The sequence below is a fragment of the Chlorobiota bacterium genome (assembly GCA_016710285.1).
Classification (GTDB): domain Bacteria; phylum Bacteroidota; class Ignavibacteria; order OLB7; family OLB7; genus OLB7.
In genome coordinates this window covers 1,963,615-1,979,515 of sequence record JADJXR010000001.1, presented here as the reverse complement: position 1 = coordinate 1,979,515, position 15,901 = coordinate 1,963,615, and the positions used below count along the sequence as shown (strand labels likewise).

General features: G+C 58.5%; 15 protein-coding genes and 1 tRNA gene. 3 read left to right on the top strand and 13 right to left on the bottom strand.

Features of this window, described 5'->3' with window-relative positions; genetic code table 11:
* Positions 1-49 precede the first annotated feature (49 nt).
* The 5 genes from IPM61_07090 to IPM61_07070 form a co-directional block, all read right to left on the bottom strand.
* Positions 50-1,474, bottom strand: a complete 1,425-nt coding sequence (locus tag IPM61_07090; protein MBK8911079.1) for a hypothetical protein — start codon at positions 1,472-1,474, stop codon at positions 50-52.
* Between the two features lie 832 nt (positions 1,475-2,306).
* A complete protein-coding gene (locus IPM61_07085; GenBank protein MBK8911078.1) occupies positions 2,307-2,840 on the bottom strand; it encodes a dTDP-4-dehydrorhamnose 3,5-epimerase family protein in 534 nt (177 codons plus the stop codon).
* 25 nt (positions 2,841-2,865) lie between these two features.
* Entirely contained in the window at positions 2,866-3,288 is a 423-nt protein-coding gene (locus IPM61_07080; GenBank protein MBK8911077.1) for a hypothetical protein, read from the bottom strand.
* Positions 3,289-3,305: 17 nt separating this feature from the next.
* A complete protein-coding gene (gene panB / locus IPM61_07075; GenBank protein MBK8911076.1) occupies positions 3,306-4,124 on the bottom strand; it encodes a 3-methyl-2-oxobutanoate hydroxymethyltransferase in 819 nt (272 codons plus the stop codon).
* Positions 4,125-4,238: 114 nt separating this feature from the next.
* On the bottom strand, positions 4,239-5,006 hold the full coding sequence (locus tag IPM61_07070) for a hypothetical protein (protein ID MBK8911075.1): 768 nt from the start codon (positions 5,004-5,006) through the stop codon (positions 4,239-4,241).
* 147 nt (positions 5,007-5,153) lie between these two features.
* On the opposite strand from IPM61_07070, the gene IPM61_07065 reads away from it, so the two are divergent.
* On the top strand, positions 5,154-5,846 hold the full coding sequence (locus tag IPM61_07065) for a cyclase family protein (protein ID MBK8911074.1): 693 nt from the start codon (positions 5,154-5,156) through the stop codon (positions 5,844-5,846).
* A gap of 106 nt (positions 5,847-5,952) precedes the next feature.
* Here IPM61_07065 and IPM61_07060 read toward each other — a convergent pair whose 3' ends face one another.
* The 7 genes from IPM61_07060 to IPM61_07030 form a co-directional block, all read right to left on the bottom strand.
* Entirely contained in the window at positions 5,953-6,411 is a 459-nt protein-coding gene (locus tag IPM61_07060; protein ID MBK8911073.1) for a 50S ribosomal protein L9, read from the bottom strand.
* Positions 6,412-6,528: 117 nt separating this feature from the next.
* Positions 6,529-7,005 carry a single-stranded DNA-binding protein gene (locus tag IPM61_07055; GenBank protein ID MBK8911072.1) on the bottom strand — a complete coding sequence of 159 codons (477 nt, stop codon included), beginning with the start codon at positions 7,003-7,005 and terminating at the stop codon, positions 6,529-6,531.
* Positions 7,006-7,219: 214 nt separating this feature from the next.
* Positions 7,220-7,630, bottom strand: coding sequence for a 30S ribosomal protein S6 (gene rpsF / locus IPM61_07050; protein ID MBK8911071.1), 411 nt, complete (start codon positions 7,628-7,630; stop codon positions 7,220-7,222).
* A 128-nt stretch (positions 7,631-7,758) separates the two neighbouring features.
* Positions 7,759-8,358 carry an aminoacyl-tRNA hydrolase gene (locus IPM61_07045; GenBank protein MBK8911070.1) on the bottom strand — a complete coding sequence of 200 codons (600 nt, stop codon included), beginning with the start codon at positions 8,356-8,358 and terminating at the stop codon, positions 7,759-7,761.
* Positions 8,359-8,421: 63 nt separating this feature from the next.
* A complete protein-coding gene (locus tag IPM61_07040; GenBank protein MBK8911069.1) occupies positions 8,422-9,033 on the bottom strand; it encodes a 50S ribosomal protein L25 in 612 nt (203 codons plus the stop codon).
* A gap of 92 nt (positions 9,034-9,125) precedes the next feature.
* Positions 9,126-10,058 (bottom strand): ribose-phosphate pyrophosphokinase, encoded by a 933-nt coding sequence (locus IPM61_07035; protein MBK8911068.1) that lies wholly within the window; start codon positions 10,056-10,058, stop codon positions 9,126-9,128.
* A 105-nt stretch (positions 10,059-10,163) separates the two neighbouring features.
* Positions 10,164-10,235 (bottom strand) — tRNA-Gln (locus IPM61_07030).
* 193 nt (positions 10,236-10,428) lie between these two features.
* On the opposite strand from IPM61_07030, the gene IPM61_07025 reads away from it, so the two are divergent.
* Entirely contained in the window at positions 10,429-12,360 is a 1,932-nt protein-coding gene (locus tag IPM61_07025; protein ID MBK8911067.1) for an ABC transporter ATP-binding protein, read from the top strand.
* Between the two features lie 840 nt (positions 12,361-13,200).
* Here the strand turns inward: IPM61_07025 and IPM61_07020 are convergent.
* Positions 13,201-15,426 carry a hypothetical protein gene (locus IPM61_07020; protein ID MBK8911066.1) on the bottom strand — a complete coding sequence of 742 codons (2,226 nt, stop codon included), beginning with the start codon at positions 15,424-15,426 and terminating at the stop codon, positions 13,201-13,203.
* An 85-nt stretch (positions 15,427-15,511) separates the two neighbouring features.
* Here IPM61_07020 and IPM61_07015 point away from each other — a divergent pair, with 85 nt between their 5' ends.
* A complete protein-coding gene (locus tag IPM61_07015; GenBank protein MBK8911065.1) occupies positions 15,512-15,814 on the top strand; it encodes a hypothetical protein in 303 nt (100 codons plus the stop codon).
* Positions 15,815-15,901 lie beyond the last annotated feature (87 nt).

Genomic DNA, 15,901 nt, shown 5'->3' with positions numbered 1-15,901 from the left:
TTTTCCCCAGCGATAGGTTGCGCTGGGAAATGGGTTGGCCAGATAGGGGTTATTCTTTCTCCATATCAATCCCAATCCCCCGTTCCCGTGGCGAGCGGATAAACAGCCAGTGGGTGTTGTCGGCTGGTTTGCGCGCCCAGGGGATCGCATTACTGTTCGCCTCGTGAAGCTGATAAATATCCTTTCCGCCAGTATCCAGGAAGATGCCATACGATTGGATGTCATCGCGGAAGGTGTAGAATGGGGGGTAGCCGCTGGCCCCTCCTAATGGTGGGGTGTCGCTCCAGCCATCGGTAGCCCCCACTTTCAGCGTGTCCATCATGTACAGATCGTTCCCGGCGGCATCCCACAACAGGGCAAGGCTGCCTAAATCGGCAGAGCCGCCGGAGTGAGTTTTCAGGTAATACTGGTCGTTGCCAGTGCCATTGATTGCAATCCCGATGCTTCCATCGCGGGCGTGGCCCAGATATTGATTTACCGCCTGGGTGTAGCCAACGGCGTACGCGTCATCCCCTTCGGCATCCACGTTGCAGCCAATGGCAAAATGGGCAGCGGCACCAATGGAGTACTTGCCGCTGCGCCACGTATCGTTCCCGCGCCGATCCTCGCAAATTCCTACGCCCCACCAGTAGCCGCAACCTTGCGCCCATACCGGAGCCGAGTAGTAATCATCCCCGTCGCCATCGGCCAACGCGCCAACGCCGCCGGCCAGACTGTGGCCATCCCCCAAATCGGCGCGGCGGCCATACCCGCACCCCTGCGACATCGCCACCGATTGGTTCAGATAGATTGGCGTTGGGTTCCCATCGTCGCGGGCAATGTAGCGGTCGTTCCCGGCAGCATCCACCAGCAGCGCGGCCCCCAACGTTGACCCCATCCCTTGCGATTGCTGGGCGCAGATATACTCATCATCCCCTGACCAATCCGAGAGCACCGCCGCGCCAACGTGGGCAGCGGCTTCCCCCCAGGACCTATCCGTTACGTAGCGGTCGTTCCCGGCCATATCCATCAGCATCCCCGACCCGTACCACGCGCAAGCAATGCCCGACTCGCCCACGCGATAGCTATCATTCCCCGAAACATCCGTTAGCATGGCTACGCCAAACAAGCCGCAGGCTAACGATAGGGTCGTGTCGCTATCGTACACGTCGTTTCCGGCAAGGTCCACCAGCAGTGCCGCCGGTTCGCGGAAAGGGATGGACACGGCTTGGCGGCCCAGATAACGATCATCGCCGCCGCAATCCACCGTAAGGAAGCACGGGGTTCGCACCGTGTCGGCGTTGCTGCCCAGGATGCGAATCACCCCCAGCGACGTAGCGATCTCCATCCCTTCTACCTCCCGCATCGGCTGCGATGAATCACTTTTTTGGAACTCGGCAATGGCATTGCCAAGATGCGTGGCAAGCAATGCCGAACCAAATGCCAGATACCGCCGGTCGGTAGCGCGTAAGGCTTGGAAGGTGCCGCTGCGCAAGGTGGCAAGCTGGCCCAATCGGTCCTCGGCCCAGGGGGCGCAGCAAAGGCGTACCAGTCATCTACGGAGGAAGCGGAGTCCAGCCCCGAATATCCAAACCATTGCTGGCGATTGAACGCTGCGGAAATCCACGGCTCCGACTCGCGGATGCCAAGCAGCAACCGGACCAGCAGTTTCTGTAGATGCGGGGGATACTGGCCAAAGGCAGCCACCGAGGCGATCCCGTGGTACTGCTCCATCAATCGCTCCCAAACCGCAGCAGCAGGAAGCGAGTCGGGGAAACCGGCAACGCCCCACGATTCTGCCGGAGCCATTGGCAGCATCCGCGCCGCAGAAACGTCGGTTACGCCGTATGCCGTGCGCAGCAACGATGCCGCATCCTTGTGATTATCCAGCATATTTTTCGACAACGCTCCGGAGAACCGGGGGACGGTGCGGCCATTACGGAACAACGACCACACACTCCGCAGGACAAATTCATCGGGGCCATACCCGCGCATTTCATCCTCCGAAAAACCGAACGGCTTGGCGTGCCCCGCAGTGGTTGTTATCAGGTTCCAGATGGAATCGGGAATCACCAACTGCTCACGGCTGCTTTGGCTGCGTGCCGGTTCGGGCATCGAAGCCATGATGAGCAGGAAGAAGAACATGGCGGCGGCAAACGGCATGGATGCGTGCGGTTGTGGTTTGTGGATCCCGTGCGCGGCAAGCGATTCTGCACGTGCGCGCAATCGCTTGCCGGCGGATGATCGGCTTGTTGTGGAAGAAGAATGAAAGAACGGCAGGAACAATCTGGAGGAAATTTTGCGCGGCGCAACGGCTCGCTTCTTACTCACCCATTCCTCGGCTCCCACACCTCAGGGAGCACGCAATCCCACGGGAACTTGAACTCGTCGGCGGGGTCGTAGGGAAGGGTTTGGAAGTTCACCACAATGGTTTCTGGTTGGCTTAGGGCTTTCCAGCCGTGCATCACCCCGGGCGGGATAAGGATCAGCGCGGGGCGTTGGATGCCGATGATGAAGCTGTTCACTTCCCCAAACGTGGGCGAATCGGCGCGGACGTCGGCGCACACCACTTGCATCTTCCCCCGCGTCACGGTGAACTGGTCCGTGTGAAGCTCATGCAGGTGCCAGCATTTCACCACGCCGTAATCGGTTGCCGACTGGTAGGCGTGTTGCGGAACCGCCAGCCCTTCTGGCTCCACCCAGGGCAAGCTCCATAACTCAATCACGTCGCCGCGCCCATCCACTATTGTTTTCAGCGGCTTGAATTTCACCCCATCAATCGTTGGGCCGTGGAAGGTGGATTTTTGGCGAAAAGGTATGTGGAGCAGGTCCTCCACCGTAATCTCCGATGGTCGTTTCATGGCGGCAATATAAACCGTCCGGCTGTCAATTATTGCTTGCCCCTTCCTGAATCCAAATCGCGATCCCCCGGGCTTGGTTCTCCGTCAACGGAGGCTCGATGCGGGGATGGAGCACGGTGACACCACGAATCGCCAACCGAAGGGTGCTGCGGGTGGAGTCGTTCGGGCGGACCATTCCCGGTTTTTGGAACAGATCGGCGTAGGTTTCCAGCCGCAATCCGCCGGCTTGCGTGTAGCCGTCGTGGCAGCCGCTGCTGGTGCAGCTAAGGTCGAACAACGGCTGCACGTGCTGGCTGTAGCTAACGTTTGATTCCGGGAAGACGATGTCGCGCGGGTCGGTAATCACTCCGTTATCGCCACACCCAACCACGCCCGCAGCAATCGCCACGGCAAGCGCGGCAAGCAGCAACCGAACGGTTGTTTTGGGGAGCGCAGGGTTGTTCGTCATGCCTGAATAACTCTCAATTAATAGCTCTCATTTTCATTCGGGAAGGTGCCGGCGCGGATGTCGTCGGCATACTGGCGTGCGGCATCGCGGGCGCGGTCGGCAAACTGCTCGTAGCGGCGGACAAAGCGCGGGTTGAAATCAACGGTTAGCCCCAGCATATCGGCGTACACCAGTATCTGGCCGTCGCAGCCGGCGCCGGCGCCGATTCCAATCGTTGGGATTGTTAGCCCGCTGGTGACGCGCTGCGCAAGCTCGGCAGGGATTTTTTCCAGCACAATGCTAAACGCCCCGGCCTGTTCCAGCGCGTGGGCATCGCTGATGATTTTCTCGGCTTCTTCTGGAGTGGTTCCGCGCGGGCGGTATCCGCCGTACTGGTGGATAGATTGCGGCTGCAATCCCAAATGCCCCATCACCGGAATTCCGGAAGCGGTCATCCGGCTGACGGTTTCGGCGTACTCAATTCCCCCTTCCAACTTCACCGCGCTGGCATCGGTTTCCTTCATAATCCGCCCCGCGTTGCGGAACGCTTCGTCCACCCGAACTTGGTAGCTCATGAAGGGCATATCGGTGACCACCATTGCCCGCTGCACGCCACGTGTGGTGGCTTTGGTGTGGTAGATGATCTCATCCAACGTCACCGGAAGCGTGGTCTGGTGACCCTGGACCACGTTGGCAACGGAGTCGCCAACCAGCAGCACATCAATCCCTGCCTCATCAAAAATTCTGGCGATAAGCGCGTCGTAGGCGGTTAATGCCGCAATGCGCGTCCCGTTCCGCTTCATTTCCTGAAGCGATCGGGTGGTGACGCGTTTGATTGCCGATGGAGACGATGTCATGGGAAAACGATTTATGGTCAGTAGTGTGTGTGTGGACAGGCCATGGCGGAAGCAACCGGGATAGGAAGCGGCCAGCGTGCGTTATCCTGCCGCCTACTTTCGCTTGTTCTCTTTTTATCGGAACACCTCCGCAAAGCCTTGTTGAAGCCCGTGGGCAAGCTCGGTAAACGTGGGGACCGCACCGCCGAACACCTCCGATAACGTCGCCGTTCGTTGGCGAAGGATTTCGCGCATCCGTTGCTGGCGGGGCGCGTCGGTGGCGGCGGTTAGCAGCTCAACAATTTCAAGATGAGCATCGCCAATCAGGATGGACCCATGTTGCAGCAGAACATCGCCATAGCGACGCTGGGCCGAACCCGCCAGTTTCCGCCCTTGCCACATCAGCTCGCTTAACGCCGATGCGCTGAAGCAACTGGCCGATTCATCGGTGGCGTAATGCTCACGGAAATCGGGCTGCAAGCGGTTGAACTGAACCCCTTCGGCCCCCAATATCTGGAATCCACGGAGCAGCGCCCGGTTGATTGCGGCGTAGGTGTCGTGCACCCCTCTTCCCTTCCCCATCATCGCCACGGCATAGGTGATCTCCTGGGCATGGAACACCGCGCGCCCGCCGGTTGGGCGGCGCACAATCCCATATCCACGGCGTTCCACCTGGGGAACGTTGATTTGGTCCAGGCGTTGGTTGTAGCCCAACGAAAGGGTCCACGGGGAGGAGTAGCAACGCAATCGCGGAACTCCATCGGCGGCGCAATCGGCGGCAATCTGTTCGTCGCGGTCCATGTTCCATTGGCCGCCCCCCTCAGGTTCAACCAGCCAGATCCACTCCTCCGCAGGCTTGGCGGCGGCGGGGATATCGGCAGGCGTTGTTGCGGTCTCTTCCATTGGCGAACAAGTTAGCCCAACAATGCGGCATCGGCAAGGGGGGCAAAGGGCGGGAAGCCATCAGCATTCATTTTGGAACGGCCAATGGCCTTCAGTTTTTAGCTTCGCACTCCAACTCTCTCTCGTGCGGTCTCCAACAGCAATGCCATGAATCCTTCAGCCAGAACAATTCTTGATCTAACACAAACGCTTGCCCCCGGTATTCCAATTTGGCCGGGCGACCCTTCGGTGGCGATTGATCCGGTGGCAACCATTCCCGATTCTGGATACTTGCTCCACCAACTTCAGCTTGGCGAGGCCAGCGGGACGCACTTCGCTTGCAGCGCGCATTTCGCCACGGATGGAGTGACGATGGAGGCCTTCCCAGCCGAGCAACTGATCGTGCCCGGGGTCTGCATTGATGTCCGCCAGGCGGTTCTGCACGATTCAGATTTTGAGCTTACGGTGGATTGGATTCAGCAATGGGAGAAGGCGAATGGAAGCATCCCTGAGCGTTCGGCGGTACTGCTTTGCACGGGGTGGAGCCGCCACTGGCATTCCCCCGAACGCTACCTTGCACCGCCCACCCCGGGCTACGGCCTTGCCGCCGCGCAGATGCTGGCCCAGCAGCGCGGCGTTGTTGGATTGGGGATTGACACCCACGGCATTGACCGCGGAAGCGATACCACTTTCAGCGTCAACAACTACTGGCTGCACGGGGGGCGGTTCCATCTGGAGAATCTGACGAATTTGGAATCGCTTCCGGCGGCGGGGTTCATGTTGTTTGTGGGGGCGTTGAACATTGCCGGCGGAGCGGGAAGCCCGGCGCGAGTGCTGGCGATGGTGGGAAGCAATTGGTAGAACGATCGGTGGCGGAAGAAGGAAGGAAAAAAAAGCCGCCCTGAACAGAGGGGGAAATCTCTGCTCAGGGCGGCAAAACATCGGTGCCGAATCGGCACACTATGGCTTACTGAACTTCTGCATCCTTATCCACCACAAACACCTTCAAGGTGGCGGTGACGTTGGTGTGCATTTTCACCGGAACGTCGAACATTCCAAGCTGTTTGATTGGCTCTTCCAGCTGGATAGCGCGGCGGTCCACGGTGTGGCCCTGGCGGCCAAGTTCATCGGCAATCATGATTGCGGTAACGGAGCCGAACAAGCGATCCCCTTCCCCAACGCGCATTGGGATGGTGATGGAGACCGACTCCAAGCGTTCGGCTTGGGTGCGTGCTTCGGCTTCCAGTTTGGCTTGCTGTGCGTCGTAGCGTTTCTTCTCCGACTCGATGGCACGCATCGCGCCTGGCGTGGCGCGGTAGGCAATCTGGCGTGGGATCAGGAAGTTGCGGGCAAAGCCGTCTTTCACTTCCACCAATTCCCCGATGGTTCCCAGATTTTCATAGTTCTGACGAAGTATAACTTTCATATCTCTCTTGCACTGCGTAGTTGATAGTTGCTTGGTAACGGTGTGGAAGGAAGGTTCCGCCGGGAATCGGCGGGGCGAGCATTCTCGCCAGGGATCTTCCTTGCCACGGTATCGTTGTTATGGTTCCCGTTCGGGGGAGCCGTTAAGGTTGCTGCGGGGCGTAAACTGCTCGTCGTAATCGGCTTCGAAGACGCTGAATTCTTCTTCGCTGTCGTCGTACTCGCTTCCGTCGCCAACATCGCTTAGGCGGCGTTTGTTCAGGAATTGGATACGCCGCGCTTTGATCTCGACGGTTGAGCGTGTGTTCCCTTCTTCGCTGGTCCAGGTGCGGCTTTGCAGCTCCCCTTCCACCAGCACCGCGCTTCCTTTGCGGAGTTTATCGGCGCAGCTTTCGGCCAGCCGGTTCCATGCAACAATGCCAACGTAGCAGACATCTTCCTGCCACTGGTTATCGCCGCTGCGGAATTTGCGGTTGCTGGCTATCGAAAAATTTGCCACCGGAGTGCCGTTGCGCGTGTGACGAATCACCGGGTCCTTGGTGAGGTTGCCCGCAATCAGCACCGAGTTCAATTCTGGCATTCTCATGTCGGCCATACAGCGTGGTCTCTCCTTGCTCTTCAAAGATTCGTGCATCAATTCAGGACTGAACAACCGCTCTAGCGTGGCTGTACTGCTTTGGCGTACAAGAACCCATGGCGCGGTCTATGGGTCGGTGGCAATCGTGGCAACGCCCGGAAGGATCAACAAGCAGTGGGGCAAAGATAGGAAGTTTACCGCCAGCCGCTTCGTTGTTTTCCCGATGCTTTTTTTAGTCTTCGTCATCAACATCGCCAGCTGCGGCGGCTTCCTCGGCGGCGCGTGCGGCGGCTTCGGCAGCGGCGGCTGCGGCGTGTTTCTCCTTGGCTTCCTCGCGCCGCTGCAAGTCGCGCTGGCTGAATTGCAGAATCAAATGGCGCATCACGTTCTCCTCAATGTGGAAGAACCGCTCCAAATGGTGCACCATCTCCCCCGGTGCCTCGACGGCAAATTGGATATAGTAGCCGTTGTTCTTCTTGTCAATTGGGTAAGCCAAACGGCGGCGGCCCCAAACGTCGGTGTTTTTGATGGTTCCACCGTGGCGGCTAATCATCTCCACGGTTTGGTCCACGTACGGCTTCACCTGGTCATCTTCCAACATTCCGTTGTAGATCACCGTGATTTCATAATGGTTGTTGTTCACCTGATACTCCTATGGTTAACGTTTCGCTTGTTTTTTGTGTACGCTAGCCCGGCAGAATTGCTGCCGGGCAGGAGAGAGAGAGCAAAAGGGGGCGGAGAATCGCAGGCTGGCAAACTCTCTGTTGATTGCTACCCGGCCACCGTCCCTCGATTGTTGTGCAGCACCATTGCCCGCTGGGTTCCTTCGGCAGCCCAGTCCAGCATTGCGTCGCGGGCCTGAAGGATCATTTGCTGCACCGCTTCTTGCTGCTCGGGGGGGAAGGGAGAAAGGACGTAATCGGCCATTTGCCCCGGCCCGAATTCCCTTCCGATACCGCACCGCAACCGCGGGAAGTCACGCGTTCCTAACTGATAGATCAGCGATTCCAACCCGTTGTGCCCCCCCGACGACCCCGACGGCTTTATCTGAATTTTCCCGACTGCGAATTGGAATTCATCAACAATCACCAGCATATCGGCTGGGAGAAGGTTGTAGCGTTCCAGCAGTTGGGCTGCGGCTTGCCCGCTATTGTTCATGTACGTTGTTGGCTTTGCCAGCAGGCAACGCTGGCCGCGCCAATCGCCAACGGCTTCCCAGTAATCGCCGCGCCCGGGCTTCCATTCCAACTTCATCCGCTCGGCCACTGCCTCCAGTGCCATCCATCCGATGTTGTGGCGCGTGGCCGCGTATCGGCTGCCGGGGTTGCCAAGTCCAAGCAGAATGCGGGTTGGGGCTTGCGGCGTAGGCATCGCGCGGGGGGAAAAGAGTTTGAGTGTTCAATCGCCACGCCCACGAAGGGCGCGAAGCCTGAATTATGCTTTCTCTTTTCCCTTGGTGATCACTTCCGGCTCGGCTGGTCCCGCACTGGCTTCGGTTTCGGTGCGTGGCGCGGCAATTGCCACCACCGCAACATCGCCGCCGGTGACAAAGGTCCCTTTTTCCAACGTCATGTCGCTAACGTGGATAGATTCGCCAATGCCAAGGTTGGTGATGTCAACGTTGATGTGATCCGGCAAATCCTGCGGCAAGCACTTGACCTCGACCTTGTGAAGCAGGAACTCCACAATGCCGCCGTCGCGCTGGCCGATAGACTGGCCAACGATGTTAACGGGAACTTCAACGATGATTGCTTCGTCGGCGGAAACGCCCTGAAGATCGAAGTGGACCGGACGGTCGGTGATGGGATCGAAGGAGATGTCTTTCAGGATGCAGGTTTTCTCAACGCCGTCGTCAAGGCGCATCCGTACAAGGTGCGATTCGCTGGTGCGGATCAGTGGGCGCAGCGCAAGCTCGTGCGCGGCAACGGCGATTGGTTCTTCGCCATGGAAGTAAAAAATGCCCGGGACAATGCTTTTACGGCGCATTGCGCGTGCTTCGCTTCGGCCCGGCGTGCGGCGCTGGGCTTGCAGAAGAATTTCGTTCATGCTTCGGTTCCTTGATTGGTCAAGTACGTGATTACTGAACGAACAGAAGGATCGTGTTCCCACCAACGGATCGCTGGTGCGTTCCCCCTGTTCTAATCAATGTCAAATAGCTTGGAGATGGATTGATTTTCGTGGGTCCGGATAATTGCTTCGGCAAAGAGCTTGGCAGCGGACTTCACGACGATTTTTGAGGACCCCTGCCGTATCGGCAGCGTGTCGGTAACGATCAATTGTTCCAATGGTGCGGCTTCTATCAGCTCGTAGGCTTTTCCGCTTAGCACCGGGTGGGTGCATGCCCCATAAATTTTCTTTGCGCCGAACTTTTTCAGCGCGTGGACGGCGTTGGTGAAGGTCCCGCCGGTGTCAATCATGTCATCCAGAATCAGGATGTTTTTCCCTTCCACCTCGCCCACCACGTTCATCACTTCGGCAATGTTTGGGCGGGGGCGGCGTTTGTCAATAAACACCAATCCGGCGTGAAGCCGTTTGGCGTAGGCCCGCGCAAGTTTCAGCCCGCCAACATCGGGCGAGGCAACCACAAGGTCGGGAAGTTCCAGCTTGCGGAAATGCCGCGCAAAAATTGGCGCGGCGTACAAGTGGTCCAACAGAAGGTCAAAGAACCCTTGGATCTGCGGGGCGTGCAAGTCCATTGTTATCACGCGATCCGCACCGGCTTCGCTGATAAGGTTGGCGATCAATTTTGCGGTAATCGCCACCCGTGGCTGGTCCTTGCGGTCCTGCCGGGCGTAGCCGAAGTACGGGATCACCGCCGTGATGCGCTTTGCCGATGCCCGCTTTGCAGCGTCAATCAGCATCAGCAATTCCATCAGATTATCGGAAGGCGGCTGGGTGGGCTGCACGATGAACAGGTCTTCGCCCCGAATATTCTCATCATACTTCACCCAAATTTCCCCGTCGGAGAAATTGCGGATTTGAACCTTACCAAGCGATGTTCCCGCGGCTTTGGCAATGCGTGCCGCCAACGCAGGGTTGGACCGTCCGCTAACGATTTTGAATCCGGGCATTGAAGAACTAGTTCGCGTTGATGCGGTTGGAGATCAATCGCTCCGTCGCCACTGGAGATTCCCCCACAAGCAGAAGTTCAAACAGATTGCAATGACGCAGTAGAGTTGAGGCGGAAGGATTCGAACCTTCGAATGGCGGCTCCAAAGGCCGCTGCCTTACCACTTGGCGACGCCTCAATACACACACCCGCTTGGGGCATGCTTCCCAAAAAGGAACGGCAAATATACACGCCCGCACCAACGTAGAAACGTGACGAGGTGCAAAAATTTGGAGTTGAGGCTGCGGCACGCGTGTTGGCCGCCGCCACACGGCAACACGCAACCGCCCGGTTGGCCGTCATTGGGGGCGTTCAATAACTGCCTGACCTCCATGATCCGACCCAACCGACCCGCCTTCGTTCCCCCTTCGGCACACCAGCAACAAGCCAAAGAAAAACCTGGCTGGCGCGAACGCCGCCGCGCACTTCGGTACGTCCCGGCGTTGCTCCGCATGGTGTGGCAAACCCACCGTGGCTACACCACCACGATGCTGCTGCTGCGGGTTGTCCGCGCATTCGTTCCGCTTGCCACGCTTTGGGTTGGCAAGCTGATTATTGATGCCGTCCTGCAGATGACCAAGTCGCCAAACCCCGATTGGGCATACCTGTGGGAGCTGGTGGCGTTGGAGCTTGGGATTGTTGTTGTTGGGGAATGGCTTGCCAGGGCATCATCGCTGGTGGAAAGCCTTTTGGGGGATTTGTTCAGCAACCACACCAGCATTCGGCTGATGGAGCACGCCGCCACGCTGGACCTTTATCACTTCGAGGACCCCGAATTCTACGACCGGATGGAGCGCGCACGCCGCCAAACCGTTGGGCGCATCGGCCTTGTTGGGCAGATTCTTTCCATGGGGCAAAACGCCATCACGCTGGTTTCGCTTAGCGCGGCAATCGTCAGCTACAACCCGCTGCTTCTGCTGTTGCTGGCGGTGGCGGTGGTCCCCAGTTTCCTTGGGGAAACGCATTTCGCTTCGTTGGAGTACTCACTCCTCTACCGTTGGACCCCGGAACGCCGCCAGCTTGACTACCTCCGCTACGTTGGCGCAAGCGATGAGACCGCGAAAGAGGTCCAAATTTTCGGCATTGCCCCCTGGCTGATTGAACGCTACCGAACGCTTGCCGACACCTTCTACGACCAGAACAAACGGCTCTCCATTCGCAAAGCAATGGTGGCTTCGCTCCTTTCCCTGTTCAGCACGATTGGCTACTACGGCGCGTACGTGCTGATTCTGGTGAGGGCCGCCGAAGGCCTTATCACCATCGGCACGCTGACGTTTTTGGCCTCGTCGTTTGCGCGCAGCCGCGACCTGATTGGCGGGCTGCTGATGGGGTTCAGCGGCATTGTGGAGCAGAGCATGTACCTGAAAGATCTGTTCGAATTTTTCGAGGTGAAGCCAACCATCACCGCGCCAAGCAACGCCCCGCCGGTCCCGCAGCCAATCCGCGAAGGGTTCACCTTCCAGGACGTAGGATTCCGCTATCCCGACAGCGAACGTTGGGCGGTGCGCCATCTCAACTTCTCGCTGAAGCCAGGCGAACGGATTGCGTTGGTTGGGGAAAACGGAGCGGGGAAAACCACCATCACCAAGCTGCTGGCGCGATTGTACGACCCCACCGAAGGGCGAATCCTGCTGGATGGACGCGACTTGCGGGAATACGACGTTGCTTCGGTTCGCCGCGCAATCAGCGTCATCTTCCAAGATTTTGTCCGCTACGATTTCCGGTTCGATGAGAACATTGGCGTTGGCGAGATTGAGCAGGCAAAACCTTATTTCTCGCAGCAATCATCCGCAGGGAATGGGCACGCAACCGGGGTGGCAGCAAGCGCAACGGCAAACGGGAATCCAATCCCCGAGGCCGCACGCAAATCGCTGGCCGACACCTTGCTGCCGCGCTTTGCCGAAGGCTACGGGCAGATGTTGGGAAGGCGGTTCAAGGATGGAGTGGAGCTTTCCGGCGGCGAGTGGCAGAAGGTGGCGTTAGCGCGGTCGTACATGCGCCAGTCGCAAGCCTTGATTTTGGACGAACCAACCGCCGCCCTTGATGCCCGCGCAGAGTATGAGGTGTTCCTCCGGTTCTCCGAGCTGGTGGCTGGGCGAATGGCCATCATCATCTCGCACCGTTTCTCCACCGTCCGCATGGCCGACCGGATCATCGTGTTGCAGAAAGGGGAGCTGATGGAAGAAGGCTCCCACGCGGAATTGATTCAACGCAACGGGCTGTATGCCGAGCTGTTCCATCTGCAGGCCGAGGGGTATCGGTAGCCGGGTGAGTTGGGGTTGATAGCCGCCCCGACTAAGTCGGGTTGCTAAAAAATAGGGTAGCCGAAGGTCTTTAGCCTTCGGCGGCTAACTTTCCTCTGCCGATCCCTACTCACCTCCACCCTCACTCGGCAGGCTAAAGACCTGCCGCTACCGGCGAAGCCGCCGCTCCGTGACTCGACTTCGAACAACGCCAAAGCAACTGACGGAGAGGGGGGGAGCAAGAAGGAGGTAGCCGAAGGTCTTTAGCCTTCGGCGTCTAACTCTCCTCTGCCGATCCCTACTCACCTCCACCCTCACTCGGCAGGCTAAAGACCTGCCGCTACCGGCGAAGCCGCCGCTCCGTGACTTCCTTCCCGAGCAGGGTAGCCGCCCCGACATCCGTCGGGGTTGGTAAAAGGTCTTTAGCCTTCGGCGGCTATCCATCCTCCGCCCGTTCCTACTCAACCTCACCCCCAACCCCTCTCCGTGACTTCGTTCCCGAGCAACGCCAAAGCAACTGACGGAGAGGGGAGCAAGAGAAAGAAGAAGGCGAAGCCTTCGCCGCGAAAGCCCTCCCCTGCCCAGCGGGGGAGGGTTGGGTGGGGGTGATACGAGGAACGGTGAGACCTACTAACCCGCCACCGCAGCAAGCCCCCTCCCCGCCTCCCCCAATTCTGGGGGAGGAGCCGGCAGTGGTGGCGTGAGGTCCAGAGAGAAAAAGATCAATAGTAGAAACCCTTTTCCCCCCAGCATTGGGGGGACGCGTAGCCGCTTGCGGCGAAGCAGGGGGGCGCGACGGAATCAGGGCGAAGCCGCCCGCTCCTACTCAACCTCCCTCGGCCCCGACAGAGGTCGGGGCCGCTACCGCTGGATGACCAACGGCAGCAACCGTGGCGGTTCGTTCCCGCCAAACTGAACTTCGATCAGATACCGCCCGCTTGCAAGGCCCGAGACTTCTATCGGCAAGGTGTGTTCGCCCGCTTCCAGATGTTGCTCGCCAAGCAGCGGCTGTTCTTCCCCTGCCATTGTCACCGCCGCCACACGCACCTTTGATGCCGATGCAAGACGCAACCGCAACACCGTTCCCTCACCCTTCAGAATGTTTTCCCCCAGCCGAACCGATTCCACTACCGTCGGAGCCATCGCCACGCCGGTGGTTGGTTCTCCCCCAATCCGCCACCGGCCAGCTTTGAGGTCATCCAGCGACACGAAGTAGATGTAGTTGTCATCGCGTTGGAATCCCCCGTACGCAATCGAGCGCACCGACACGAACGATTGACCCGAATCGGTGGAGTACCCCAAACGCCCTCCTGCACGCATGTACGCCCGCGCTGGCGATAACCAAAGGACGCTTCCCCATTCGCGAATCGGCGAGTGGGATTGGGCCGTTTCCCACGTCCCACCGTTGTTCCCCGAGTAGTAGAGCGTCCATTTGTCGTTGCTGGCAAGTTGGTCCGGCGCAACCGCAACAACATGGCCGTTGCCAAGCACGGCAAGGGTTGTGGGGGTTGTTCGGGTTGGCTCGGTTAGGTCCTGGGTTGTCAGCCATGATGCCCCGCCATCGGTGCTTCGCAGCAGCTCCCCTTTTCGGCCAGCAACGCCAATCTGGTTATCAATCATTTGGGTGATGAGCATCGGTTCTTCCGAGCGGAGTTCCCACGTTCTCAGCGTGTCGGTGCTTCGGTAGAAACGGTTGTTCATGGAGATGTAGGCCGTCAGCCGCTCGCTGTTTTCAATGAACTGAATGCGGCTGTTGAGAAGGGATGCCGAATCGTAGGTTCTTGTCACCTGCCACGTTTGCCCGGTGTCGCGGCTTTCGATCATGCAGACGCGTTGCGGGCTGGTTGGGCTGGTTTGCGTGGCAATGGCCATCACCCACTCTGGGTTGCGGGTTCCGTTTGGCCAAGCAATGTGAGAGATGTTGACGACTCCGTTCGGCAAGGCACCGGGAATATCCCGCAGGTCGCTCCATGTCTGCGCCGAATCGCTGCTCCGCAGAAAGTGACCCGTTTCTGTCCCTTGCAACAGAACCCCATCGTGAACACCGCCGCCGGTGTAGAAGCCGAAGATACCGTTGTCCTTCCAGGAATATCCTCCATCCGATGTCCGAGCAAAGGAGGTTTGTGGTGTTGGCCAGCTTCCAGCAAAAGTGAACCAATGGAGCGTATCAACCGGCCAAAACGCGCCAACGCCATAGGGGATGGAGGATGGTTTCCACGTGCGCCCTGCGTCGGTGGTTTGGGCGTTGCTGCCGATAGCATAGCCATTCGGGAAAAACCGAACCGTCCCCCAATGCACCCATTTCAGCCCTTCTGTCCGGTCCCACGTTTTCCCGCTGTCGCTGCTTCGCAATGCCACCCCAGCATTGGCATCCCACGCCACCATCAGGTCATGCCGCAGCAGCGTGAGGTTTGGATAGAGCGGAATCCGGTGCACCGTTCCCGAACGCTTCGCAAGGTCCATGACCCATAGATAGCCGTTGTCCCGCTCATCGGTCAGCGTGACGTACAAGGTGCTGTCAACAATTCCCAAGAGTTTTTTCCAAACGATGGAGTTCGGCGAGCTTGCCACCGGAACCGCTCCAAATAGTGTTGTGTCGCTGACAAGGTTGTAGCGGAACACATTGTTCGAGTCGTTAGGATCAACCTCTTTTCGTTCCTCCAAAGTATCGGTGAATATCCAGGTGGCTCCGCCATCGAGAGTAAACGCCAATCGTGTTGGGCGGTAGGCGTACAAAGCAGCCATCACCTTTGGCAGCCCCGCGTTGCTAAACGAGCCGTAGGCGATCGTCTGCGCCGAGTCCGTTCCCCGAACTCCAATTCGTTCCCACGTCCTTCCGCTGTCGCTTGATCGAAACCCTGATTTGCCAATGGCCCATGCCCCCTTCTGTTCATGGGGGAAGGGAGTTTTATCTGCCCAGCGATGCCATGTTGCTCCGGCATCTTTTGTTCGATAGACCCCTTGCCCTGCGGTGTCGGGGTACTTTCGGCGGCTGTACAACAACCAATATCCCGTCAACGAATCGCTAAAAAACAGTGGACCAAAACCGTAGTAGCGGACGTAGAATGTGTCAACGGCAAATGGCATTGAGAACTCTTTCCATCGCCCCGTGGTGTCCATGGGTTGCGCACGGAGGGTTGTGGTTAATAGCAGGATTCCCAATACTGCGGTGATGATTACTCCGCTCTTCAATACTTGGGTGTGTATGGGTAGCTTCAAAAACTTTGGCTGGATACCTCTGGCATTTGGTGATCTCTGTTCCATAGTGAGGGAGAATAAGTGGGAGGAAGATATTGCGTGGCGCAATCAACTGCGCATCATCAGCAACGGCAAGCTACGCCATGCTGTTTTTTCAATCAAGGGGATATTCCGAGGGTTCAGCAAAAAGTGTGCGGTTATCACCAACCCGCCAACGCAGCAAGCCCCCTCCCCGCCTCCCCCAATTCTGGGGGAGGGGCTGGCAGTGGTGGAGTGAGGTTCAGAGAGAAAAAGATCAATAGTAGAAACCCATTTCCCCCCAGCATTGGGGGGACGCGCAGCCGCTTGCGGCGAAGCAGGGGGG